Here is a 24,207-nt window from a genome sequence, read left to right on the forward strand (position 1 = left end):
ACCGGCCGCGCAGGTGCTACTCGGGACGGCTCCCGGGCGCACCCCGGACGTTAGCGATCCGTGGCTGATTCCGCGAAGTCGGTTTGTCCGTGTTGGGTGCTTTGGGATGCCTCGTCCCCATGCCAGTCGCGATGGGGGCCGCACGCGCACTGTTCGGGGGCCGGAACTGAGGTGCTGCGGGAGTGGCCCACCGGTTAGCGTGCGGTCATGACCGACACGCCTGCTGCCGCTGATGAGACCCGGGCTCTGCTCGACGCGATCACGGGGCGCGAAGCGTGGGCGGCGATCCGGCTGCGCGATTCTGCGACGGTGACCGTGGTCGCGGGCACCCGCTCCGAGGTGGCCAGCATCCTCGACATCCCTGTCCAGCAAGGGATTCCGACGCCGGGGCGCCGGTTCGACACCCTCGTCGCGATCCCGTTCCGGCAGGTCCGCGAGCGTGGCTTCGAAGCCCATGACGACGGCACGCCGCTCGTCGTGGTGGACATCGACACGGAGACCGAGGTCCCGCTGGCCGACCTGCTCGGCGTACTCCCTGACGTGGCGGTCGAGTTCACCGACCGCGGGGGCTTCGAGAGCACCGACGAGGACTACGCCAAGGTCGTCGAGACGATCATCCGTGACGAGATCGGGCAGGGCGAAGGCGCGAACCTGGTCGTCGGACGGCACTTCCGTGCACAGCTCTCGTCGTGGGGCACTCCCGAGGCACTGACCGTCTTCCGCCGTCTGCTCGAACGCGAGCGCGGCGCCTACTGGACCTACGTCTTCTTCACGGGTGACCGCTTCCTCGTCGGCGCCTCCCCGGAGCGCCACGTTTCGGTGACCGGCGGCGATGTCCGGATGAACCCCATCTCCGGCACCTTCCGCATCCCGCGTGATCCTGCGCTGCAGTCAATGGCGGCCCGCAAGGCAGCGCTCCTCGACTTCCTCGCCGACGAGAAGGAGATCTACGAGCTCTTCATGGTCGTCGACGAAGAGCTCAAGATGATGTGCGACATCTGCAACGAGGGTGGACAGGTCCTCGGTCCGTTCCTCAAGCCGATGACGCACCTGGTCCACACCGAGTACCTGCTCGCCGGCCGCTCCACACGCGATGTCCGCGAGATCCTCCGCGACACGATGTACGCCGCGACGGTCACCGGATCGCCCGTCGAGAACGCCTGCCGGCTGATCAAGAAGTACGAGGCGGAAGGCCGTGGCTACTACGCCTCCGCGCTTGCGCTGATCGGCCGCGACGCCACCGGTGAGCCCACTGCAGACAGCCCGATCATCATCCGCACCGCAGACGTCTCCGTCTCCGGGGCGTTGAAGGTGACGGCCGGCGCGACGCTCGTGCGCGACTCGGACCCGGCGTACGAGGTGGCGGAGACGCACGCCAAGGCGGGCGGCATCCTGTCGGCGTTCGGCCTGGTCCCGGCAGCCGTCGGAGCTCCTGAGGGAATTGCCGAGCTGACCCGCGACGAGGACGTCCTGATCGCGCTGAACAAGCGCAACCAGCGGCTCTCGAAGTTCTGGCTCACCGACCAGGCCGGCACCACGCCGGACCCGGCGCTGCGCGGCCGGAGTGCGGTCATCCTCGACGGCGAGGACGACTTCGTGAACATGATCCGGCACGTGCTCTCCGTGCTCGGCATGACCTCCTCGGTGGTGCGCCACGAGGACGTGCCGGCGTGGCTCTCCTCCGGTGGCGTGGGCTCCTCGGACCTGGTCATCGTGGGCCCCGGGCCCGGTGACCCGCGCGACGGATCGGTGCCCAAGATCGCAGCCTTCCGGTCGGCGACCGATGAGCTCATCGCCGCAGGCCAACCGTTCCTCTCGGTCTGCCTGGGACACCAGACGCTGTGCGAGCGGCTGGGCCTTCCGCTGGCGATGAAGGACATCGTCTTCCAGGGAACGCAGTCGCCCGTCACCATCGACGGTCGCGTGGAGCGGGTCGGTTTCTACAACACCTTCGTGGGCCGCTCCCTGCCCGGCGACGAGCTCCCTGCCGGCGTGAGCGTCGAGGCCGACCCGGAGAGCGGAGACATCCACCTGGTGCGTGGATCGACGTTCCGGGGGATCCAGTTCCACGCCGAGTCGATCCTCACGGAGAACGGCTTCTCCCTGATCCATGACCTGGTCTGCGAGCTGCTCCTGCCGTGACCCGCCGAAGGGCCAGGTTTGGCTCGCCGAGAGGCCAGGAATGGCGGCTCGAGGGGCCAGGAATGGCGCCAAGCACTAGCGTGGCGCCGTGAGCAGCCCGGGTCCGCGTGTCGTGGTGGTGGACCACTACGACTCCTACACCTGGAACCTGGTGCACCTGATCGCCTCGGTGACCGGTGTCCTGCCGGACGTGGTCGAGCACGACACTGTCGCGCTCGCCGACCTCGCGGCGTACACGCACGTGGTGTTGTCGCCCGGTCCCGGCACGCCCGACGACCCGGCCGACTTCGCCATCGGACGGGAGCTGCTGCTGGCGGGGGACCGTCCCGTGCTCGGGGTCTGCCTCGGGATGCAGGGCCTGGTCACGGCGTACGGCGGGGTGGTCGAGCGCGTCGAGCCCGCCCACGGCGAGCTGGCGTCGGTGACCCATGACGGGACCGGGCTCTTCGCCGGTGTGCCGGACCGCTTCGCGGCGGTCCGCTATCACTCGCTCGCGGCCGTGACGCTGCCCGCGGTGCTCCGCCGCACGGCTGTCGACGAGCTCTCGGGAGTGACGATGGCGGTGGCGCACGAAACCCTGCCGCTGGTGGGTGTGCAGTTCCACCCGGAGTCGATCCTCTCCGAGCATGGCGCCGCGATCGTGGCGAACTTCCTGGTGCTGACGTGACCGATCCGGTGCCCTTCTTCACCGACGTCGCGGCCACCCACGACCGCTGCTTCTGGCTCGACGGCGGCGGCTCACGCCCCTGGTCCGGGCACCGCTCGATCGTCGGCTGGCTGGACGAGTCCGATGTGTCGCTGACCTACAAGAGCGCGGAGCAGGCGGTCTATCGGACCGCGGACGGCGGGACCGAGTGGGTTGGAACGGACGTCTTCGACGTGCTCGCCGCGGAGATGGCGGGAGACGGTCCGGATGTCCACTGGGTCGGCTACCTCGGCTACGCCTGCCGATCGGACCTGCCGGCGCGCCCCTCGGACGGCCTTCCTGACGCAGTCTGGATGCGGACCCGCAACGTCCGGATCTTCGACCACGACCCGGAGGTGACGGAGCGCCATCTCGGCACACCAAAGCTGACCTCTCGGCACACCAAACCTGACCTCTCGGCGCCGGAGGCCTATCAGCAGGCGTTCGAGAAAGTCCAGGAGGAGCTGCACCTGGGCAACTCCTACGAGGTCAACCTGACCTACCGGACGAAGGTCGAGAGCGACCTTGACCCGGTCAGCGCCTATCTGCGTCTGCGCGAGCTCAACCCCGCGCCGTACGCCGGGTTCCTGCAGCACCAGGGCACCTGGCTGCTGAGCTCGAGCCCCGAGCGCTACGCCGTGATCGACCGTCACCGGACCATCGAGACCAAGCCGATCAAGGGCACGACCCCACGCGGCAGCACTCCCGAGGACGACGCCCGGCTCCGTGAGCAACTCGCGACCGACCCGAAGTTCCGCGCCGAGAACCTGATGATCGTCGACCTGCTCCGCAACGACCTCGGCATGGTCTGCGAGGCCGGTTCCGTCGAGGTGCCGGTGCTCATGGACGTCGAGTCCTATCCGTCCGTGCACCAGCTCGTGTCCACTGTCAGGGGGCGGCTCCGGCCCGAGGTGAGCACCATCGACGCGCTGCGCGCGATCTTCCCCGCCGGGTCGATGACGGGGGCACCCAAGCTCCGGACGATGCAGATCATCGACGCCGTCGAGGCGACCCCGCGAGGCGTCTACTCCGGGGCGTTCGGCTGGATCTCCGGCGATGGCCGGGCGGACCTGGGGGTCGTCATCCGGTCCTTGATGACGACCGGTGACGGCACCTGGACCCTCGGCACCGGCGGCGGCATCACGGTCCGCTCCGACTGCGCCGAGGAGTACGCCGAGTCGCGGTGGAAGGCGGACCGGCTGCTGCACGTGCTGGCGCCCGGTTGAGTTGAGTGCGCCGCATGTGGCGGATGCAGCCACCTGTGCGCTCGACTCGCGGATCAGGCAGCTCAGTCCGGGCTGACCTTGCCGGGCAGGCGGAGCGTGAAGAGCGCGCCACCGGACGACCCACGGGCCGCCTCGATGCGCCCGGAGTGCCTCACGGCGATCTGGCGGACGATGGAGAGCCCGAGGCCGGAGCCCGGCATCGACCGGGACTCCCGCGAGCGGTAGAACCGGTCGAACACGTGGGGCAGGTCCTCAGCCGCGATGCCAGGGCCTTCGTCCTCGACGCGCAGCAGCCCGCCCGACAGGGTGACTGTCACGGTGCCCCCGATCGGGCTCCACTTGGCGGCGTTGTCGAGCACGTTGAGCACCGCGCGCTCGAGGGCGTTGGCCTCGCCCGTGACCCACCACGGGTCGACGTCGAGCCTGAAGGTGACCTCGGGCGCCCGTCGCCGGACCCGCACCACCGCACGCTCCACGACCTCGGCGAGGTCGACCGGTTCGACGACATGGGTCAGCTCCTCCTCGCGGGCCAGCTCGACCAGGTCGCCGATCAGCGTGGTCAGCTCCTCGATCTGCGCCTCTACGTCGTCGAGCAACTCGCGGCGTGCCCCCGGGGGCATCGTGCCGGAGTCACCTGCGTCGATCTGCGCCAGCAGGTCGAGGTTCGTGCGGAGCGAGGTGAGCGGCGTACGCAGCTCGTGGCCGGCGTCGGCCACCAGCTGGCGCTGGCGGTCGCGGGACGCCGCGAGCGCGGTGAGCATCTGGTTGAACGCCGTCGCGAGACGCGCGATCTCGTCGTTGCCGCCGACCTCGATCGGGCGCAGGTCCTCGGTGCGGGCGATCTCCTCGGCGGCCAGCGTCAGCTTGCGGACCGGCCGGAGCCCGTTGCGTGCGACAGCCCAGCCGGCCAGGCCGGCGCCGATGACGCCGGCACCACCCAGCAGCAGCATGACCAGGCCGAGTCGCTTGAGCACGCTCTCCTGCGGGCTCAGCGACTGCACCAGGACGATCGCGCGGCCATCGGCACCGAGGGTCGGCCAGCTGGCGGCGCGGAACCGGTCGCCGCCGTGGGTGATCGTGCGGACCTCGCTGTCGCGATCGCCGCCCGCGACCTCGAACTCCTCCGCGCCGAACGCGGGCGATCCGGCGCGGTCCGCGGAGTAGACGATGCCGTCCTCGGTCACCAGGTAGAGACGCACGTCGGAGGCGCCGAGCAACCAGCTGGGCACGCGGTAGTCCGTGCCGCGCACCTCGGCTTCCTGCACGGTCGCGGCGACGGCCTTGGCGCGTTCGAGGAGTGAGGAGTCGAGCGTGCGCTGCATCTGCATGCGCACCGTGACGAAGGCACCCAGGGCGACGAACGCGACGGCGACACCGACGGCGATCGTCGTGAGCAGCGTGACGCGGCTGGCCAGGCTCCGGCGATAGTGCATCTTCACTGGCCCCTTCTCAAGGGCTTTCGCGGAGCACGTATCCCACGCCGCGGACGGTGTGGATCAGCCGCTGCTCACCTTCGGCCTCGGTCTTGCGACGCAGGTAGCCGACGTAGACCTCCAGGGAGTTGGCCGTCGTCGGGAAGTCGTAGCCCCACACCTCTTCGAGGATGAAGCTGCGCTCGAGCACGCGGCGCGGTCGGCGCAGGAACATCTCCAGGAGCGTGAACTCGGTGCGGGTCAGCTCCATCGCGCGGTCGCCGCGCTTCACCTCGCGCGACGCGAGATCCATGGTCAGGTCGGCGAACCCGAGGGTCTCGTCCATGCCGTCCTCATGGGGTACGACGCGGCGGAGCAACGCCCGCAGCCGGGCCAGCAGCTCCTGCAGGGCGAAGGGCTTGGTCAGGTAGTCGTCGGCCCCGGCGTCCAGCCCGTCAACCCGGTCGCCCACGGCGTCGCGCGCGGTGAGCACCAGGATCGGGACGTCGTGACCGGCCGACCGGAGCGCCTTGGTCGTCTCGATCCCGTCGAGCCGCGGCATCATCACGTCCATCACCACGACGTCCGGGTTCACCTTGCCGAAGCCGGCCAGCGCCTCGGCGCCGTCGGTGGCCAGGGAGACGGCGTACCCGTTGAACTCGAGGGACCGTCGCAGCGACTCACGCACTGCCCGGTCGTCGTCGACGACGAGCACGTGGGGGCGCGGAACGGACGAGGAGTTGGGCACGGGGCAACTCTGCCACCGACGCCTGAAACCCGGCTGAGAGACGACGCCATACCTGACGGCTCGGCACACCAAACCTGACGGCTCGGCACACCAAACCTGGCCTTTCGGCGGATCAGGTGAGGTCGTCGGCGATGCGCGCGGCGCGGGCGGCGTACCCACCGCCGAACATGCACGCGTGCACCAGCAGGGGGAACAGCTGGTGGATGCCGACGCGGTCCTCCCAGCCGTCGGCGAGCGGCGTGACCTCGGAGTACGCCGCGAGGACGCGCGGCAGCTGTGGCAGTCCGAAGAGGGAGAGCATGGCGAGGTCGGTCTCGCGGTGGCCGGCGTGGACCGCCGGATCGAGCAGGTACGCCGTGTGGTCGAGGCCCCACAGGACGTTGCCGTTCCACAGGTCACCGTGGAGCAGGGCGGGCGGTTCCTCAGGCACGAGGGAGCCCAGGCGCGGGAAGAGCTCCTCGATCGTGCCGGCGTCGTCGGGGTCGATGCGGCCACGGTCGACGCCGAGCCGGAGGTAGGGCTCGAGGCGGCGGGTCGCATAGAACTCCGCCCAGGTCGGGGCGGGAGCGTTGGGGAGCGGCAGCCGGCCGATGAACCCGTCCTGGTCCGCGCCGAACGCCGGCTCCTCCACCGCGTGCAGGGCGGCGAGCGCGCGGCCGAGCTGCTCGGCCATCTCCACGATGACCTTGCCCGGCTCGAGCCAGGGCAACACCAGGCAGTCCTCGTCGACGGCGAGCACGGCGGGGACCGGAGCGCCGGCCGCGGCGAGGGTGCGCAGCCCGTGGGCCTCGGCCGGGAAGAACCCGGGCGGAGGGGAGGGCTGGCTCTTCAGCAGCACGTTGCGGCCGTCGGAGAGCCGCAGCCGGGTGGCGGTGTTGATGTCCCCGCCCGCGACCGGCGCCGTCGAGACCACCGCTGCCCCGAGCAGCTGCTCGGCACGGCGGGCGATCGCGGACTGGCGGGTCATGACAACCGGTGCCCCACGTCGGGCTGAGCCATCGCCTCGAGGTCGGTCACGATGCCGTCCGCGGTCCGCTCGATCATGACCAGCACGTCGGTGAACCCGGCCGGGCCGCCGTAGAACGGGTCGGGCACGTCCCCACCTGTCGGCCCATCGGGCTCCGGGTCCCACGAGCGGAACAGCCAGAGCCGCTCGTGTGGGACGCCCAGCGAGCCGAGCTGGCTGAAGTGGCCGGCGTCCATCGCGAGCACCAGGTCGTAGTCGGAGGCCACCCCCGGGCCGAACTGCCGCGCGCGGTGCCGACTGCCGTCGTACCCCGCGGCGATGAGGGACGACCCCGAGCGGTGGTCGATGCCCTCGCCGACGTGCCAGCCGCCCGTGCCGAAGCTGTCGACGGTGATGCCCGGGAGCCCGGCCTCGGCGATCTTGTCGTTGAGCACGACGTCGGCGACCGGGGACCGGCAGATGTTGCCCGAGCAGACCACCGCGATGCGGTAGCCCTCGCCTCGCGGAGCCGGCAGCTGGGCGGTCATCAGTCGTCCTCGATCGCGACCATGTCGATGAAGCCGGTGACGAGGGTGACGATCACGCTGCCGACCAGTGCGGCCCAGAAGCCGTCGACCGTGAAGCCGACATCGGCCTTGCCCGCGATCCACGAGGTCAGCATCAGCATCAGCGCGTTGATCACCAGCAGGAAGAGGCCGATGGTCACGATGATGAAGGGGAGCGAGAGCAGCTTGACCACCGGCTTGACCGAGATCGAGACCAGGCCGAGGATCACGGCAGCGCCAGCGAGCGGCAGGAGCTTGTCCTGCCAGGTCGCCCCGTCGAGGTGGATGCCGTCGAGCAGCCACGCAGCGACCGCCAGGCCAGCCATCGTGGTGAGGATCCAGAGGAGCAGCTTCACGACTGCCACCCTAGGCGGGTGGGGGATGGACCGGAACCCGCGCCGGTACGGGGGACAACCAGCGCGGGCCCAGCCAACTCGTGGATCACTCCTTGCGGGTACGCCGCATCAGGCTCAGGCCGCCTGCGATCAGGGCCAGGCCGAGGAAGGCCATCTGGAGCATTCCGGCAGGTGCGCCGGTCTGCGGCAGGGGGCCGTCCTTCTTCGGCGGCTCGTTGGTCACTCCGGCCGGTGCCTTGAACAGCGCGGTCACGACGACCTCGTTGCTCCGCAGCACGATGTGGGTCATCGGCAGGTCCACCGCTGCTGCGGTGGCGAGCAGTCCGGCCCGCCCAGCGGCGCGCGAGAGGCGTGCGGCAGGTGTCGTCGGTCCGGTGACCTCGTCCCACTCCAGGAAGCCGACGTTCCACAGCGTGGCCTCGTAGGTCTCTCCGGGGTCGAGCTGCAGGTCCGCAGGACGGTCGGGGAAGACCACCTCCATGACTGCCGTGCCACCGATCGTGACGCCGGGGTCGGGCTCGAGGTCGCCGATGTCCCAGGTGACCAGCTGCGTCTCGGGGTCGACCGACGTGGTGCAGACCAGGCCGTCCTCGCACACGGCGCTGCCCGGGACGAGCGTTCCGTCGACGGTGGAGGTCGTGTCCTCGGGGTTGAATCCGGGCACGAAGTCGGTGACCTTGACGCCGTGGAAGTTCTTCGGCCCGGTGGCCTCGACCGCAACTTCGTAGCGGACGGTGTCTCCGAAGCCGACCCTGCCGTCACTCTCGACCCAGGCGCCGTTGATGAGCTCGAACTGGCGCTTGGCGACGATCGCGAGGTTGCCTTCACCGAAGTCGGTGACCACGATCGGGGCCATCTCGCCGCCCTCTTCCGTGCCGACGAAGTTCGCCTCGTCGATCTGGATACCCATCACGTTGACCGTCGGCAGCGAGTAGCCGGGCGGCGGCACGGTCTCGACCAGCAGGTAGCAGCCGTGCTGCAGGTCGTTGAAGAGCGCGTGTCCGTCGACGCCGGTCACCGAGGTGCCGAGCGACTCGTCTGCGTCGTCGACCACCGGCGGGCTGGCGAACGTGCAGTCTCCGCCCTCGGTGAGGTCGTTGTTCGCGTCCAGGAAGAGCTCGAACGTTGCGCCCGCCAGGACCTCCTCGGTCTCCACGTCACGCTTCTCGACCACCATCGTGGTCACGTCCGGGGTGTCCGTCGTGGTCTCGCACTCGGCGGTGTTGTCCGGCGGGGCCTCCTCGCTGGCTGCGGGGACGTCGCCGGCCGGGATGCACTCGCCGCCACTCAGCGGCGCAGGCGTCGCGATGTTGTGGAGCGTCACGTTCCAGGCACCTTCGTCGATCTGGACGACGTACGTCACCGTGAGCGGCGGGTCGTCGGGTCCCAGGTCGCTGATGGTCCAGGTGAGGAGGCCCTCGTCGCTGAGGGACAGCCCCTGGGCAGCCAGGGCATCCGTGCTGGTGATCATCTCGGCGTTGTTGAGCACGTCGCTGACGTCATCGGTGACGGTCGTGTTCACGATCGCGTCCGCGGTGTCGTTGTCGACAGTGAGCGAGTACGACAGCCGCTCGCCCGGCTCGGCGAGGCCGTCGTCGTCGCCGGGTTCGGCGAGCAGCGTGACTGCCTTGTCGAGCGTGTAGTGCGGCGTGAAGTGCTCGGTGAAGTCGCAGTCGATCACGCCCTCTTCGGTCACCTCGTCGACACAGGGTGTCGGGCCGGGCGTCACCTGGTTCTCGATCACCGAGTCCCAGGCGTCCGGGCCGACGGTGACCGTGTAGGTCAGCGTCAACGGGGTGTCGCCCAGCTCGTCGATGTGCCAGGTGATGACACCGTTGAGGATCGTCGCGCCGTCGTCGGCCAGTCCGGTGACCCAGCCGTCCTCGACACCGGTCAGGGTGTCGGTGACGTCGAAGTTCAGGACCGGCACGCCGTCACCGACCTTGGTCAGCGTCACGGTGTAGTCGATCTCGCTGTTGGGCAGGACGGTCGCGCCGCTGCCCGGGTCGGAGGTCTTCTCGAGCATGTAGCTGCTCGGGACCGCGATGTTGATGATCGTGCAGACGACGTCCTGATCGAGGCCCACGGTGACCTGGTTGGCGGTCACGCTGACGGGGCCGTCCTCGTCCACGCAGCTCCAGCCGGCCGGGTCCTCGGTGTACGTCGCCGGGCCGGTCTCGTCCAGCGTGTAGGTGCCGACCATGACCGTGTCGGAGGCGCCGCCATCCCCGACGAGCGGGTCCTGGCCCTCGATGCCGTCCGGTGTCGCCGAGAGCTCGAACGCCGTCTCCGGGGTGTCGTCGAAGGTGCCGTTGCGGTCGAACGCCTTGACCAGTGTCAGGGTCGGTGCGTTCGCCGTGTTGGTGATGTCGCAGGAGACCTCCTGGCTGGCGTCGAGCTCGATCTGCGCCTCGCCGTCGACGATGACGACGTCGACGGGGTCACCCGAGTCGTCGTCGGTGCACGTCCAGGCGCCATCGGTGTAGCCAGCGGGACCGCCGACCTCGTCGAGCACGTAGGTGCCCGCCTTCGTGGCACCTTCCGCGTGTCCGTCGCCCTCGATCGTGGCCTGGCCCTCGATGCCGTCCGGAGTGGCGCTGAGGGTCCAGTCGCTGCTCACGGCTCCGTCGCCGGACTCGCTCACGACGTGCTTGTCGAGCTGGAGGAAGCCGGGGCTGTCCACGTTGGTGAACGTGCACGTGACCGTCGTACCCACCGGGACCTGGACTGATGTGACCGTGCCATTGCCACAGTCGACTCCGGTCCAGCTGTAGCCGTCAGGACCGCCGAGCTCGTCGAACGTGAACGTCTCGGCAGGATCGACGTCGAACGGTACGTTTCCGCCCACGGATCCGGGGGTGGTCAGGTTCGAGCCTTCGCCCTCCGGGTCAGCGACGAGTGTCCAGTCGCTCGCAACGGCCGTGCCACCGTTGGGGTTGAGCACTTCCTTCGTGAGCACCAGCTTGCCGACACAGGTGACGGCGTTGGTGATCTCGTAGTGGTTTGCTCCGCCGCCGAGCACGACGTTGGCCGCCAGGGACTGGTTGACCGGGGACCCGTTCGCCTCGGTCAGCCGCCCCTGCTGCGAGGCGTCCTCACTGGCCCAGCGGCAGTAGTCGCCGAAGGTCACCGAGGTCTCGTCGATGCTCGCCGTGGCACCCTCGAGGTAGCCGCTGTAGATCTGGCTCCAGTTCTTGTTCGCCTGGTCGATCAGCAGCTGGGCGCTCAGGCCGAGCTGCTGCGGCAGGGCGCTGCCGTCCGGCACCGCTGTTGCGCCGTTGATGGACCAGAACTTGTCGACCTCGATGGTCGCCTCGTGGCTGTTGGTGAAGACGCAGGTCACGGTGTCGTCATCAGCGAGGGTGAGCGCCACCGCGGTGTCGGTCTCGACTCCTGCGGTCGAGCCGGTGCAGGTGATGTCGGTCAGGTCCCATCCGGGTTCCGGCGTCTCCGTGACGGTGGTGACACCCGGCGGCACGTTGTAGGTGACCGTGTTGGTCGGCGTTCCGTCATCGACCAGGTCGAAGTCGGTGGCCAGGTTGTTGGGCGCGGAGAGGTTGAAGTCGAACGGCGTGGAGCTGTTCGGCAGCGCGTTCTTGACGACGGTGACTGTCGCGAAGTCCACGGCGTCCGCCATCAGCTGGTTGTCACGCTTGCCTGAGTCGCATCCCCAGGTGCCATCGGTCGGGACGATCGAGAAGTGGTACGGCGCTCCCTCGATGGAGCCGGCGCTGGAGTCAGGGCCGTAGTTGATCTCGGAGGCGATGTGCCCGGCCCAGGTGATCGTCGCGGTGGGGTCGCCGGCCGCCACGATCGTGAACGTGATCGTCACGAACTCGGTCTGCGTCCCGACGGGCGGGTTGCTCACCGGTGCCGGCCCCTCGAAGGCGTCCCACGTCGGCTGCGGAGCACCGGCGCTGCCACTGATCGCGAGGTCGCTCACGAAGTCGTAGGCGTACTTCCCGTTCTTCGTGACGTCGTAGCTGAAGCCGATGGTGTACGTCCCGGGCACGAGGCCACCGAGCTCCACCTTCTGGGGGACGAAGTCGCCCTCGGCGTAGTTGCTGTTGTTCTGGTTCAGCGCACCGTTGATCCAGCTGCCGCCGCTGTTCTCCTGCGTGTTCTGGTCGAAGTCGGTGACAGTGCAGTCCGGGTCGGGCGGGTCAGCGAGAGCGGAGATCTTGCCGTTGTCCTTGGGCGCGTTGCCCGCAGCGGGTTCCTCGGCGGCCGGCTCTTCGGCCGCGGGCTCCTCAGCTGCGGGTTCTTCAGCAGCGGGCTCCTCGGCGGCCGGTTCCTCGGCCGCGGGCTCCTCAGCTGCGGGCTCCTCCGCCGCCGGCTCCTGGGCAGGCTCCTCAGCCGCCGGCTCCTCGGCCGGCGCTGGGGCGGGTGGATCCTCGCTCGCAGGCGGATCGGCGGTTGTCTCTGCGGCCACGATCGGTGCCTCGCCCTCGGCGTACGACGCCTGGGTGAGCAGTGGGACCGAGAGGAAGGAGAGGGAGAGGGCTACGACGACCCTGACCAGGCGTGCGACGAAGGGCGCGCGCACGGACTGACCGCCCGCGCGGCGGGAACTGATGGACACAGGAAATCCCCCATGATTTCCAGGTGCGGGCCGGCCCTCCCAAGCCGCGGCGGACACCTGAGCAGATGTTGCGATTCCTCGCCCGATTGGGCGAGAGCAGACGAACCCCCGAGAGCGGCCGAGCGGCCGTTGGAAACGACATGTGACTGGTCTTGATCGTGTGCCTTCACCAACCGATGCGGCACTAGGGCATGACCCCAGTGACACCCCAGAAGACCCGGGTCATCCCACCCCAGTCGGGTCCCTGCGGAGATCCCGGCACTCTGCGCCCGGGCGCCAGGGTCCGTCCGGCACGATGGGGTGCATGGGACACGGACACGGGCACGGCCAGGCGCAGGGTCACGGCGAGGGTCGTGCGGCGGACCGCCGCCGGCTGGTGCTCGTGCTCCTGGTGTCCGTCGCGGTCATCGCGGTCGAGCTGGTCGGCGCCTGGCTCACCGGCTCGCTCGCGCTGGCGGCCGATGCCGGACACGTCGCGTCAGATGCTGTCGGGGTTGCGCTCGCGCTCGGTGCGTCGTACGCCGCGATGCGGCCGCCGACCGCTCGGCGTACGTTCGGGTTGCACCGCGCGGAGGTGCTCGCGGCCCTGGCGAATGCCGTCGTCATGCTCGGTCTCTCCGCCTGGCTGCTCTGGACCGCGATCGGCCGACTGCGCGACCCGGTGTCCGTCGATGCCGGACCGCTGGTGGTCTTCGCCCTCGTGGGCCTGCTGGCCAACGTCGTCGCGCTGGCCATCCTGACGCGCGGCGACACCTCGGCGCTCCACATGCGGAGCGCGCTCCTGGAGGTCCTGGGCGACGCGGTCGGTTCGGCCCTCGTCGTCGTGTCGGGCATCGTGATCCTGCTGACCGACTTCCACCGCGCCGACGCCATCGCCTCGATCCTGATCGCCGTGCTCATCGCGCCTCGCGCCCTGCTGCTCCTCCGCGACACCGTGCTCGTGCTGCTCGAGGCGACCCCGGCGGGTCTGGACCTCGAGAAGGTCCGTGGCGGGCTGGTGACGATCGATGGTGTGGTCGGGGTCCATGACCTCCACGCGTGGACGATCACCAGCGGCATGCTCAGCCTGTCGGCGCACGTCACCGTGGCTGACGACGTGCTCGCGTCGCGGGGTGTCGGCGCGGTCCTCGACGATCTCGCCGACAGGGTGGCGACCGACCACGGCATCCGGCACGCGACGTTCCAGGTCGAGCCCGCCTCACACCGAGAGCACGAGGACCTGGGCGAGACCGGCTGCGGCTGACGCCGTCCGCCGGGCGGCGTACCTTCACGCGACGTTCCGTGTCGCGTCACCGTCACGTGGTCCCTGCCCGAGAGGCTCGCGCGCACATCCGTGCCCGTTCCCCCGAGCGAAGGACGCCTCCTTGCACACCTCTCTCCGCGCAGCCCTCGTGGCCGTCGCCCTGCTCCCGATCGCGTCGGTGCTCTCGCCGGCCAATGCTGCGGTCCCGCCCGGTGCGGAACTCGTGAAGGTCAACGAGGTCGAGTCCAGCGGCGGCACGCCGGGTGACTGGATCGAGCTCCACAACACCGGCACCGCAACGATCGACCTGTCCGGCTTCCGGCTCAAGGACAGCGCGAAGAGCAGCAACTACACGATCCCCTCGGGCACCACGATCGCCGCCGGCGCGTACCGCGTCTTCGACGAGTCGGTGTTCGGCTTCGGTCTGGGCGCGAGCGACCAGGCGCGCCTCTTCGCGCCGGACGGCACGAGCCTGGTCGACTCCACCAGCTGGAGCTCGCACGCATCCGTGACCTGGGGTCGTTGCCCCAACGGCACGGGCGCCTTCGCCACCACGCTCGCGTCGACCAAGGGCGCGGCGAACTCCTGTTCGACGCCCGTCAACGTGAAGATCAACGAGGTCGAGTCCAACGGCGGTACGCCGGGTGACTGGGTCGAGATCATCAACAACGGATCGACGACCGCCGACCTGAGCGGCTACGTCTTCAAGGACGACGCGAACTCGTGGACGCTCCCCTCCGGCTCGACCGTGGTGGCTGGCGGCTATCGCGTGATCGAGGAGGCGCAGTTCGGCTTCGGCCTGGGAGCCCCCGAGTCCGCGAAGCTCTACCAGCCGGGCGGCTCGATCCTCGTCGACAGCACCAGCTGGTCCGCGCACGCGGCCACGACGCTGGGCCGTTGCCCCAACGGCACCGGAGCGTTCGAGGCGACCGCCGCCGCGACCAAGGCCGCCGCCAACTCCTGCTCGGCTCCGCTGCAGACCCAGGCCTGGCCTGGCTCGTCGAGCGCCTCCACGGTCGATCCGGCCAACGCGCTCGGCACCAACATGAGCGGCCTGGCCTACGAGGGCTCCGGCTCCTCGGCAGTCCTGTGGGCCGCCAAGAACGGCGTCGGCACGCTGCACCGTCTGACCTTCAACGGCACCAACTGGGCGCCGTCGACCGGCTGGACCTCGGGCAAGGTGCTGCACTACCCGAGCGGCACCGGTGACGTCGACGCAGAGGGCGTGACCTTCGCCAACGGATCAGCCAGCGGCGTCTACGTGGCGGCTGAGCGCGACAACGGCAACAGCAGCGTCAGCCGCAACAGCATCCTGAGCTTCGACGTGTCCGGCTCGGGCTCGTCGCTCAACGCCACCCGCGAGTGGAACCTCACCAGCCTGATCCCGGCCACCTCGGCCAACACCGGCTTCGAGGCGGTCTCCTTCATCCCCAACGCGGCGCTGGTTGCCAAGGGCTTCGTCGACGCCACCACGGGCGCCGTCTACGACCCCGCGTCGTACGCCGACCACGCCGGTGGCCTCTTCTTCGCAGGTGTCGAGCAGACCGGTGACATCCACGCGTTCGCGCTCAACCACACGACCGGCACGGCGACGAAGGTCGCCACCATCGACAGCCCGTTCATCGGTGTCATGGACCTGTCGTTCGACACCCAGACCGGCAAGCTCTGGGCCGCGTGCGACGACAACTGCACCGGCCGCAGCGCGGTCCTGGACGTCAACGCCTCGGGTGCCTTCGCGGCCGAGGTCATCAACGAGCGCCCGACCGGCATGGCCAACCTCAACAACGAGGGCTTCACCCTCGCCCCCGCCGCGGACTGCGTCGCGGGCAGCAAGCCGGTCTTCTGGTCCGACGACTCGAACACCGGTGGCTTCGCGATCCGCAAGGGCTCCATCACCTGCTGACAGTCCGACCACCTGCGACACCGGTGGGGCCCGGCACGCCGTACGTCCGGCGAGTCGGGCCCCGTTGTCGTCGCTGATGGTCGTGGCTCTGGTCGTGGCTCGAGGCGCACATTGAGGCGCGGCTGACTCCCGATCGTGACCGCGGACCGGTAGCGTGGAGTGACGCGGCCCACACACCCCCGTGGTTCCGCACCACCACCGCACCGGCAATCCCGTGGCGGCATAGCGAGGAGACGGCTGATGTCGGATCTGATCCAGCTGCTCACCCCCGAGGGCGAGCGCGTCGAGCACCCCGAGTTTCGTTTCGACCCCGGTCCGGGAGTCGACGAGGCAGAGATGATCCGGGGCCTGCTCCGCGACATGGTTCTCTGTCGTCGGCTCGACACCGAGGCCACGGCACTGCAGCGGCACGGCGAGCTCGGCATCTGGGCCCCGTTGCTCGGTCAGGAGGCTGCCCAGGTCGGCGCCGGCCGGGCACTGCGCAAGCAGGACCATGTGTTCCCGACCTACCGCGAGCACGGGGTCGCGTGGTGCCGCGGCATCGACCCGCTCGACATGTTGAGCACCTGGCGCGGCACCGACCACGGCGGCTGGGACCCGGTCGCGACCGGCTTCCACCTCTACACGATCGTGATCGGCGCGCAGACCCTGCACGCCACGGGCTATGCCATGGGCGTCCAGCGCGACGGCCTCGTCGGCACCGGCGACCCGGACCGCGACACCGCGGTGATCGCTCACTTCGGTGACGGCGCTTCGTCGCAGGGTGACGTCAACGAGGCCTTCGTCTTCGCGGCGTCCTACAACTCACCGGTCGTCTTCTTCTGCCAGAACAACCAGTGGGCGATCTCGGAGCCGATGGAGCGACAGTCCCGCATCCCGCTCTTCAAGCGGGCCCAGGGCTTCGGCTTCCCGGGTTACCAGGTCGACGGCAACGACGTCCTCGCGACGTACGCCGTGGCGCAGGCCGCGCTCCAGCGGGCCCGTGACGGCGAGGGTCCGACCCTGGTCGAGGCCTACACCTACCGGATGGGCGCCCACACGACCACCGACGACCCGACGCGCTACCGGCTCAGCGAGGACGTCGAGCACTGGAAGCTGAAGGACCCGATCGCGCGCGTCGAGGCCTACCTCCGCCGCAACGGCCTGGTCTCCGACGAGTGGTTCGCGGAGCTCGAGGCCGAGGCGGACGCGCTCGGAGTCCGGATGCGCGAGGGCTGCCATGCGCTGCCTGACCCCTCGCCGCTCTCGCCGTTCAACGAGGCCTATGCCGAGATCACGCCGGAGCTGGAGACGCAGCGCGACGAGTTCGCGGCGTACCTCTCCGGTCTCCAGGGCGCCGCGCCGGAGGTGACCCGATGAGCACCGTGACCCTGGCGAAGGCGCTCAACCTCGGCCTGCGCCGCGCGATGGAGGAGGACCCGAAGGTGCTGGTGATGGGCGAGGACGTCGGCCGGCTCGGCGGCGTCTTCCGGATCACCGACGGGCTCCAGAAGGACTTCGGCGAGGACCGGGTCATCGACACCCCTCTCGCCGAGTCGGGCATCGTCGGCACTGCGGTCGGTCTGGCGCTGCGTGGCTACCGGCCGGTGGTGGAGATCCAGTTCGACGGGTTCGTCTACCCGGCCTACGACCAGATCGTGTGCCAGGTCGCGAAGATGCACTCCCGCTCGCGGGGGCGGCTGCGGTTGCCGATCGTCATCCGGATCCCGTTCGGCGGCGGCATCGGCGCGGTCGAGCACCACAGCGAGTCACCGGAGGCTCAGTTCGCGCACACGCCCGGGCTCAAGGTGGTGGCCTGCTCCAACCCGGTCGACGGCTACTGGATGCTCCAGCAGGCCATCGCCCACGATGACCCGGTGGTCTTCCTGGAGCCCAAGCGGCAGTACCACTCCGGCAAGGCGGAGCTTGATGCCGCCGTGGGCCCCGGGCCGCTCTTCGCCTCGCGGGTGGCTCGCGCCGGCGGCGACGTGACGCTGCTCTGCTACGGCCCGACGGTGAAGACCTGCCTGGCCGCCGCAGATGCCGCCGCCACCGAGGGGCGCTCGCTCGAGGTCATCGACCTGCGCACGCTCTCGCCGCTCGACATGGACCCCGTCCTCGACTCCGTACGCCGCACCGGCCGCGCCGTCGTGGTCCACGAGGCGCACATGAACCTCGGCATGGGCTCCGAGATCGCGGCCCGGATCACCGAGAAGTGCTTCTACTCGCTCGAGGCGCCGGTGCTGCGTGTCGGCGGCTTCGACACCCCCTATCCGTCAGCCCGCATCGAGCACGAGTGGCTCCCTGACGTCGACCGTGTGCTCGACGCGGTCGACCGGGTTCTGGGGTTCTGATGGCTGAGTACCGCCTGCCCGACCCGGGCGAGGGTCTGACCGAGGCCGAGATCGTCGCCTGGCACGTGGCCGTGGGTGATGTGATCGCGGTCAACGACCCGGTCGTCGACATCGAGACCGCCAAGTCGATCGTCGAGCTGCCCTCGCCCTATGCCGGCACCGTCGAGGCGCTGCTGGTCGCCGTGGGGGAGACCGTCGAGGTCGGCACGCCGATCCTGCGGGTGACCACCGCCGACGACGTGGCGCCCGTTGTCGACGAGGAGGCGGCAGAGGGTCCCGCCACGCTGGTCGGCTACGGCCCGCGCGATCGCGCGTCTCGCCGGCGCTCGTCCGCCAGCGAAAAGCCGAGGACTTCTGGTCAGCAGGTGACGAAAAGTCTTCACACTGATGGGGCCGCCCTCGCCAACCCCTCCGTCCAGGTGGCTGTCGGAAGCCAGCGCCCGCTGGCCAAGCCGCCGGTGCGGTTGCTGGCCCGTGAGCTCGGGGTCGACCTGAACGCGGTCGCGCACGCCGGCCCGGTGATCACCCGGGCGGATGTCGAGGCAGCCACCCAGCCAGCTGCCCCTGCAGGCCGGGCGACACCGGCACCGACCGAGCTGCCTCCGCTGCTCGACCGGGAGTACCGCGAACCGGTCAAGGGCGTCCGCAAGGTGATGGCGCAGGCGATGGTCACCTCGGCGTACTCCGCTCCGCACGTGACCGAGTGGGTCGAGGTGGACGCCACCCGCACGGTCGAGCGCGTGGCCGCGCTGCGCAAGGACCCGGCGTACGACGGGGTGCGGGTGACGACGACGCTGATCGTGGCGCAGGCCTGTGTCGCCGCGTTGCGCGAGTTTCCCGAGCTCAACGCGCGGTGGGACGGCGAGGCGGTGACGTTCCGCCGCTACGTGAACCTCGGGATCGCGGCGGCCACGCCGCGCGGGCTGCTTGTGCCCAACATCAAGGACGCGGGCGACCTCTCCGGGCCGGAGCTGGCGATGGCGCTGGAGCAGCTCACCGCGACTGCACGCGAGGGCAGGACCCAGCCGGCCGAGCAGACCGGCGGCACCTTCACGATCACCAATATCGGGGTCTTCGGCATCGACGCGGGTACCCCGATCATCAACCCCGGTGAGTCGGCGATCCTGGCCGTCGGCGCGATCCGCAAGAAGCCGTGGGTGGTCACGACCGCCGCGGGCGATGACGCACTGGCGATCCGGCACGTGGCGACGCTCGCGCTGAGCTTCGATCACCGGCTGGTCGACGGCGAGAAGGGGTCACGCTTCCTGGCCTCGATCGCGCGGGCACTCGAAGATCCCGGGAGTGAGGCTCAGAAGTCGTAGCGGGCGGCGCGCTGGGCCGGCGTCCCCGGCCCGGCGATCCGCAACGCGGCGAGCTCGCCGGCGATGACGTCTGCCAGCCGGACCGAGAAGGTGTCGGGCTCGTCGGCGGCGTCGGGTAGCTCCGGGACGATGACGTCGACGACGCCGCGCTCGTGGAGCTGCAGCGCGAGCACCTGCTGCGATCGCGCCAGGTCGGCGGCCCGCTCGGTGGTCCGGTGGACGATCGCGCTCGCCCCTTCGGGCGGCAGCGGCGACAGCCAGGCGTGCTGGGCGGCGAGGATGCGGTCGGCGGGGAGGAACGCGAGCGCGCCTCCTCCGTTGCCCTCGCCGAGCAGGACCGAGAGCGTGGGCGCGCCGCAGGCGACGAGCTCGGAGAGGCAGCGGGCGATCTCGCCGGCGACCGCACCTTCCTCGGCGTCGACCGAAAGCTCAGCGCCACGGGTGTCGATCACGGTGACGACCGGAATGCGCAGCTCGGCCGCCAGCGCGAACCCGCGCCGCGCGACCCGGAGCCCGGCCGGCCCGAGCTTCTCGCCGGCCGCCTCGGCCGCGCGGTCCTGGCCCACGACCACACACGGCTGGCCGCCGAACCGGGCCAGCGCGAGGGCGATCGTCGCGTCGGTCTCGCCGGCCTGCGTGCCGTTGAGGAGTACGACGTCGGACGCCGCCGCGAGCAGCTCGCACACACCGGGCCGGTCCTCACGGCGTGTGCGCGTGACCGCCTCCCACGCGTCCACCCCGCCGAAAGGTCGGGTCTGGTCCGCCGAAGGGTCAACTCTGGCGCGTCGAGAGGTCAAGTCCGGCGCGGCGGTCCCTGTCGGAAGCGCGTCAACCGTCAGCGCGCGCAGCGTGGTGCCGAGCAGCTCGCGCAGGTCGGAGGGCTCGACAGCTCCGTCGATGACACCGATGTCGGCGAGGTGCTCGGCCAGCTGGATGCCGGACGGGAAGTCCTGGCCATGCATCGCGGAGTAGACCCGCGGGCCGAGGAAGCCGACCAGGGCACCGGGCTCGGCGAAGACGATCTGCCCCAGTGCGCCCCACGAGGCCATCACGCCACCCGTGGTCGGGTGGCGCAGGTAGGCCACATAGGCGAGGCCCGCCGCGCGGTGTGCGGTGATGGCGGCTCCGATGCGGACCATCTGCACGAAGGCGGGGGTGCCCTCCTGCATGCGGGTGCCGCCACTGCAGGTCAGGCCGACCAGCGGCAGTCCTTCCGCGGTCGCGTGCTCGACGGCGGCGACGAGGCGGTCGGCGGCGGCCCGGCCGATCGAGCCGGCCAAGAAGCCGAACTCGCCTGCGATGAGCGCTACCGGGCGCCCCTCGATCGTGGCCCTGCCGGTGAGGACGGACTCGTCGACGCCGGACTTCTCCGCTGCGGCGGCCAGCTCCGCGGCGTACTCCTCGGAGATCTCGCTCCGGACGACGGCCGTGTCCCACGAGGTCCAGGAACCGTCGTCGACGAGGCTCGCGATCAGTTCGGAGGCGGAGAGGCGGTCAGACACGGGGACACCCTATTTCACGGTGGCGGGCACGAAGAGAAATGACCGGCGCCCCGGACCGCTCGAGAGCAGCCGGGGCGCCGGGTGATGCGTCAGATCAGAACGCGTCCTCGGAGAGCTCCATGAGCTCGAGGTTCACGGTCTTGGCGATCGCCAGCTCGGAGGTGATCTTCGGGAGCACGTTGGCCGCGAAGAACTTCGCCGCAGCAACCTTGCCCTGGTAGAACGCCTCGTCCTTGCCCGCGTCGCCGGCGGCCAGGCGAGCCTGGGCCACCTCGGCGCCGCGCAGCAGCATCCAGGCGCAGACCACGTCGCCGAGAGCCATGAGCACGCGGGTGGTGTTGAGGCCCACCTTGTAGATGCTCTTGATCTCGTTCATAGCGGCCATCAGGTCGTTGATGACCAGGGTGACCAGCTCGCCGGCCTCGGCGAGGCCGGTCGCGAGGAGCTCGCGCTCGACCTTGAGCTCGGGGGAGGCGGTCTCGGAGGCGAGGAACGCCTCGATCTCCGACTGGATGTGGCCGAGGGCCGCGCCCTGGTCCTTGACGATCTTGCGGAAGAAGAAATCCATGCCCTGGATCGCGGTGGTGCCCTCGTAGAGGGTGTCGATCTTGGCGTCTCGGACGTACTGCTCGATCGGGTACTCCTGCAGGAAGCCGGAGCCACCGAAGGTCTGCAGCGACTCGGTGCCGAGCAGGGTCCAGGACTTCTCCGAGCCGTAGCCCTTCACGATCGGGAGCAGCAGGTCGTTGACCTTCTCCGCGAGCGAGTGGTCCTCACCAGCGGCCTTGGCCATCTGGATCTTGTCCTGCCAGGAAGCCGTGTAGATGACGAGGGCGCGCATGGCCTCGGCGTACGACTTCTGGGTCATCAGCGAACGGCGGACGTCGGGGTGGTGCGTGATGGTGACCTTCGGGGCGGCCTTGTCGGCGGCCTGGGTGAGGTCGGGGCCCTGCACGCGGGACTTCGCGTAGTCCAGCGCGTTCAGGTAGCCGGTCGAGAGCGTCGCAATGGCCTTGGTGCCGACCATCATGCGGGCGTTCTCGATGACGTCGAACATCTGGGCGATGCCGTCGTGGACCTCGCCGAGCAGCCAGCCCTGGGCCGGCTCGCCGCCGCCGACCTGCGGGTCGCCGAAGGTGACCTCACAGGTGTTGGACGACTTGATGCCCATCTTGTGCTCGACGTTGGTGACGTAGGCGCCGTTGCGGGCGCCGGTCAGCTCACCGGTCTCGTGGTCGAAGTGGAACTTCGGGACCAGGAAGAGCGAGAGGCCCTTGGTGCCCGGGCCGCCGATGCCGTCCACGCCCTTCGGGCGGGCCAGCACCAGGTGCATGATGTTCTCCTGCAGGTCCGACTCGGCGCTGGTGATGAAGCGCTTGACGCCGGAGATGTTCCAGGAGCCGTCCTCGTTCGGCGTGGCGAAGGCCTTGCCCGCGCCCACGTCGGAGCCCGCGTCGGGCTCGGTGAGGACCATCGTGGCGCCCCAGAGGCGCTCCACCATGATCTCGGCGATGCGCACGTCGCGGGCGACGCCGTTGGCGTTGTTGTAGACAACGCCGGCGAAGAACGGGCCGGCGGCATACATCCAGATCGGGGCGTTGGCGCCGCAGATCATCTCGGCGGAGGACCACACGAGGGAGGACGGCGCGGTCTGGCCGCCGATCTCGGCGGGGGTCTGGATCGCCCACATGCCGGAGTTCATGAAGGCGTCGTAGGACTTCTTGAACGCCGCGCCGACGGGGGCGGTGTTGGTCTTGGGGTCGAAGACCGGCGGGTTGCGGTCGGAGTCGACGAACGAGGCGGAGAGGTCCTGCGTCGAGATGCGCTCGATCTCCGCGAGGATCTCGCGGGCGGTGTCGGCGTCCATCTCCTCGAAGGGACCGGTGCCGAGGTACTCCTGCGTGTTCAGCACCTCGAAGAGGTTGAACTCGATGTCGCGGAGGTTGCTCTTGTAGTGGCTCACGAAGCGACCCTTTCCGGGCAGTCAGTGGAGTGATTACTCATCAGTAACTTAATTCTGCAACGCCGTGTCCGCTCATGCAAGACGAACCCGTGATGATCTGTGCCACGAAACTGGAGCGAGTCCTGCGACAATGTCGTCATGCGAGTGTCCGCGAAGTCCGACTACGCCCTGCGCGCCCTCATCGAGATGGCCGGCCGCGACGATGGCCGCCCGGTGAGTGCCGAGGAGCTCGGCCGACTGCAGGAGATCCCGCACGGATTCCTCCAGGCGATCCTGGCCGACCTCCGCCGTGCCGGCGTCGTGATGTCCCAGCGTGGCCAGTCCGGCGGCTGGCGCCTCGCGCGTGAGGCCTCGACCGTGACCGTGGCCGACGTGATCCGTGCCGTCGACGGACCCCTGGTCTCCGTCTACGGACTTCGCCCCGAGGCGGTCACCTACAACGAGAAGGCGGACGGGCTCCAGCAGGTCTGGATCGCCGCGCGCTCGGCTCTTCGCGATGTCTTCGAGAAGGTGACCATCGACTCGCTCGCGACCCGCGAGCTGCCGCAGGAAGTCACCAGCCGCACCGCCGACGAGGACGCCTGGCAGCCCCACTGATCCAGCTGATCGGTCTGGACCAGGTGGACCAGACCGGGATCAGCTGGCGCGGATCTGCTGGAGCTTGTCCTTCAGCTCGCCGCGCTTCTGCTTGAGCTTGACGATGCGCCGCTCGAGGTCGGCGGTCCGGGTGTCGCGCGCGAGCTCGACAATGCGTGCGAGCAACGTGTCGAGGTCGTCGCCCTCCTCGAGGGTCAGGACGTGCAGGCGGCTGGCCTTCACGGCCTGCGTCCACGGCTCGATCAGCTCGTCGATGCCCTCGGTGCCGCGCGGGGCCGTGATCACGACGTGCGTGCGGAACCCCGCCAGCCCGTCGAGCAGCAGAGAGATCTGCGCCGGCTCCGCAGCGACGTACGCCGCGTTGCCGAACAGCACGTCGCCCTTCCGCTTCTCGGCCTTGCGGCACACCCGTGCCCAGCTGCCCTCGACGTCCGAGCGGCGCAGGCCGTCGGCCTTGTGCCTGCGGAGCAGCTCGACGCCGGAGCGGAAGAGGTCCGCCTGCGTGACCTTCGGGAGCGAGAGAGCGGCCTCGTCGAGAACCTCGGAGCGGCGGGCCAGCTCGTCGATCAGCTCGTCGTCGGCCGGGATGCTGGGGCCGACGAGCACGAATGCGTGGTGCTTGGACATGGGCACAGCGTGGCACCACCCGGGGACGTACGGGTGAACGCAGCGCAAATGGGA

General features: G+C 69.8%; 18 protein-coding genes. 9 read left to right on the plus strand and 9 right to left on the minus strand.

What is annotated here, in order from left to right:
* Window positions 1-207 precede the first annotated feature (207 nt).
* The 3 genes from D4739_RS06815 to pabB all read left to right on the plus strand — a co-directional run bounded on the left by D4739_RS06815 (window position 208) and on the right by pabB (window position 4,053).
* Window positions 208-2,142, plus strand: coding sequence for an anthranilate synthase family protein (locus D4739_RS06815; protein ID WP_120059867.1), 1,935 nt, complete (start codon window positions 208-210; stop codon window positions 2,140-2,142).
* A gap of 88 nt (window positions 2,143-2,230) precedes the next feature.
* Entirely contained in the window at window positions 2,231-2,809 is a 579-nt protein-coding gene (locus D4739_RS06820) for an anthranilate synthase component II (protein ID WP_120059868.1), read from the plus strand.
* Complete coding sequence (gene pabB / locus D4739_RS06825; RefSeq protein WP_120059869.1) at window positions 2,806-4,053, plus strand: aminodeoxychorismate synthase component I; 1,248 nt, start codon at window positions 2,806-2,808, stop codon at window positions 4,051-4,053. The genes D4739_RS06820 and pabB overlap by 4 nt, the downstream gene beginning before the upstream one ends.
* 62 nt (window positions 4,054-4,115) lie before the next feature.
* On the opposite strand, the gene D4739_RS06830 is transcribed toward pabB, so the two are convergent.
* From D4739_RS06830 to D4739_RS06855, 6 genes are all read right to left on the minus strand, one after another.
* On the minus strand, window positions 4,116-5,486 hold the full coding sequence (locus tag D4739_RS06830; protein WP_120061766.1) for a sensor histidine kinase: 1,371 nt from the start codon (window positions 5,484-5,486) through the stop codon (window positions 4,116-4,118).
* Window positions 5,487-5,502: 16 nt separating this feature from the next.
* Window positions 5,503-6,213 (minus strand): response regulator transcription factor, encoded by a 711-nt coding sequence (locus D4739_RS06835; RefSeq protein WP_238473547.1) that lies wholly within the window; start codon window positions 6,211-6,213, stop codon window positions 5,503-5,505.
* A 112-nt stretch (window positions 6,214-6,325) separates the two neighbouring features.
* A complete protein-coding gene (locus D4739_RS06840) occupies window positions 6,326-7,180 on the minus strand; it encodes a fructosamine kinase family protein (RefSeq protein ID WP_120059870.1) in 855 nt (284 codons plus the stop codon).
* On the minus strand, window positions 7,177-7,707 hold the full coding sequence (locus D4739_RS06845; protein ID WP_120059871.1) for a low molecular weight protein-tyrosine-phosphatase: 531 nt from the start codon (window positions 7,705-7,707) through the stop codon (window positions 7,177-7,179). Before D4739_RS06845 ends, D4739_RS06840 begins: the two co-directional genes overlap by 4 nt.
* Window positions 7,707-8,081, minus strand: a complete 375-nt coding sequence (locus tag D4739_RS06850; protein WP_120059872.1) for a phage holin family protein — start codon at window positions 8,079-8,081, stop codon at window positions 7,707-7,709. The genes D4739_RS06845 and D4739_RS06850 overlap by 1 nt, the downstream gene beginning before the upstream one ends.
* A gap of 85 nt (window positions 8,082-8,166) precedes the next feature.
* A complete protein-coding gene (locus D4739_RS06855) occupies window positions 8,167-12,663 on the minus strand; it encodes a prealbumin-like fold domain-containing protein (RefSeq protein ID WP_120059873.1) in 4,497 nt (1,498 codons plus the stop codon).
* A 304-nt stretch (window positions 12,664-12,967) separates the two neighbouring features.
* Between D4739_RS06855 and D4739_RS06860 the strand changes: the two genes are divergently transcribed.
* The 5 genes from D4739_RS06860 to D4739_RS06880 all read left to right on the plus strand — a co-directional run bounded on the left by D4739_RS06860 (window position 12,968) and on the right by D4739_RS06880 (window position 19,464).
* Window positions 12,968-13,906: a cation diffusion facilitator family transporter gene (locus tag D4739_RS06860; RefSeq protein WP_120059874.1), complete on the plus strand. Its 939-nt coding sequence runs from the start codon at window positions 12,968-12,970 to the stop codon at window positions 13,904-13,906.
* Between the two features lie 121 nt (window positions 13,907-14,027).
* Complete coding sequence (locus D4739_RS06865; RefSeq protein WP_182920333.1) at window positions 14,028-15,809, plus strand: lamin tail domain-containing protein; 1,782 nt, start codon at window positions 14,028-14,030, stop codon at window positions 15,807-15,809.
* Between the two features lie 249 nt (window positions 15,810-16,058).
* On the plus strand, window positions 16,059-17,168 hold the full coding sequence (gene pdhA / locus D4739_RS06870) for a pyruvate dehydrogenase (acetyl-transferring) E1 component subunit alpha (RefSeq protein ID WP_220699349.1): 1,110 nt from the start codon (window positions 16,059-16,061) through the stop codon (window positions 17,166-17,168).
* A complete protein-coding gene (locus D4739_RS06875; RefSeq protein WP_120059877.1) occupies window positions 17,165-18,142 on the plus strand; it encodes an alpha-ketoacid dehydrogenase subunit beta in 978 nt (325 codons plus the stop codon). Before pdhA ends, D4739_RS06875 begins: the two co-directional genes overlap by 4 nt.
* Window positions 18,142-19,464, plus strand: coding sequence for a dihydrolipoamide acetyltransferase family protein (locus tag D4739_RS06880; protein WP_120059878.1), 1,323 nt, complete (start codon window positions 18,142-18,144; stop codon window positions 19,462-19,464). The genes D4739_RS06875 and D4739_RS06880 overlap by 1 nt, the downstream gene beginning before the upstream one ends.
* On the opposite strand, the gene D4739_RS06885 is transcribed toward D4739_RS06880, so the two are convergent.
* Both D4739_RS06885 and D4739_RS06890 read right to left on the minus strand, forming a co-directional pair.
* Complete coding sequence (locus D4739_RS06885; protein WP_120059879.1) at window positions 19,452-20,966, minus strand: carboxyl transferase domain-containing protein; 1,515 nt, start codon at window positions 20,964-20,966, stop codon at window positions 19,452-19,454. The two genes, D4739_RS06880 and D4739_RS06885, sit on opposite strands and share 13 nt — an antisense overlap.
* Window positions 20,967-21,060: 94 nt before the next feature.
* Entirely contained in the window at window positions 21,061-22,929 is a 1,869-nt protein-coding gene (locus tag D4739_RS06890; RefSeq protein ID WP_120059880.1) for an acyl-CoA dehydrogenase, read from the minus strand.
* Between the two features lie 138 nt (window positions 22,930-23,067).
* Here D4739_RS06890 and D4739_RS06895 point away from each other — a divergent pair, with 138 nt between their 5' ends.
* Window positions 23,068-23,526 carry an RrF2 family transcriptional regulator gene (locus D4739_RS06895; protein ID WP_120059881.1) on the plus strand — a complete coding sequence of 153 codons (459 nt, stop codon included), beginning with the start codon at window positions 23,068-23,070 and terminating at the stop codon, window positions 23,524-23,526.
* A gap of 39 nt (window positions 23,527-23,565) precedes the next feature.
* Here the strand turns inward: D4739_RS06895 and D4739_RS06900 are convergent, their stop codons facing one another.
* Complete coding sequence (locus D4739_RS06900; protein ID WP_120059882.1) at window positions 23,566-24,153, minus strand: hypothetical protein; 588 nt, start codon at window positions 24,151-24,153, stop codon at window positions 23,566-23,568.
* Window positions 24,154-24,207: the final 54 nt, after the last annotated feature.

The organism is Nocardioides cavernaquae (assembly GCF_003600895.1).
GTDB classification, from domain to species: domain Bacteria; phylum Actinomycetota; class Actinomycetes; order Propionibacteriales; family Nocardioidaceae; genus Nocardioides; species Nocardioides cavernaquae.

Coding starts and splice junctions, on each gene's coding strand:
- D4739_RS06900 (WP_120059882.1), bottom strand. CDS start 24,153: ATGTCCAAGCACCACGCATTCGTGCTCGTCGGCCCCAGCATCCCGGCC.
- D4739_RS06880 (WP_120059878.1), top strand. CDS start 18,142: ATGGCTGAGTACCGCCTGCCCGACCCGGGCGAGGGTCTGACCGAGGCC.
- D4739_RS06895 (WP_120059881.1), top strand. CDS start 23,068: ATGCGAGTGTCCGCGAAGTCCGACTACGCCCTGCGCGCCCTCATCGAG.
- D4739_RS06840 (WP_120059870.1), bottom strand. CDS start 7,180: ATGACCCGCCAGTCCGCGATCGCCCGCCGTGCCGAGCAGCTGCTCGGG.
- D4739_RS06875 (WP_120059877.1), top strand. CDS start 17,165: ATGAGCACCGTGACCCTGGCGAAGGCGCTCAACCTCGGCCTGCGCCGC.
- D4739_RS06830 (WP_120061766.1), bottom strand. CDS start 5,486: ATGCACTATCGCCGGAGCCTGGCCAGCCGCGTCACGCTGCTCACGACG.
- D4739_RS06860 (WP_120059874.1), top strand. CDS start 12,968: ATGGGACACGGACACGGGCACGGCCAGGCGCAGGGTCACGGCGAGGGT.
- D4739_RS06815 (WP_120059867.1), top strand. CDS start 208: ATGACCGACACGCCTGCTGCCGCTGATGAGACCCGGGCTCTGCTCGAC.
- D4739_RS06845 (WP_120059871.1), bottom strand. CDS start 7,707: ATGACCGCCCAGCTGCCGGCTCCGCGAGGCGAGGGCTACCGCATCGCG.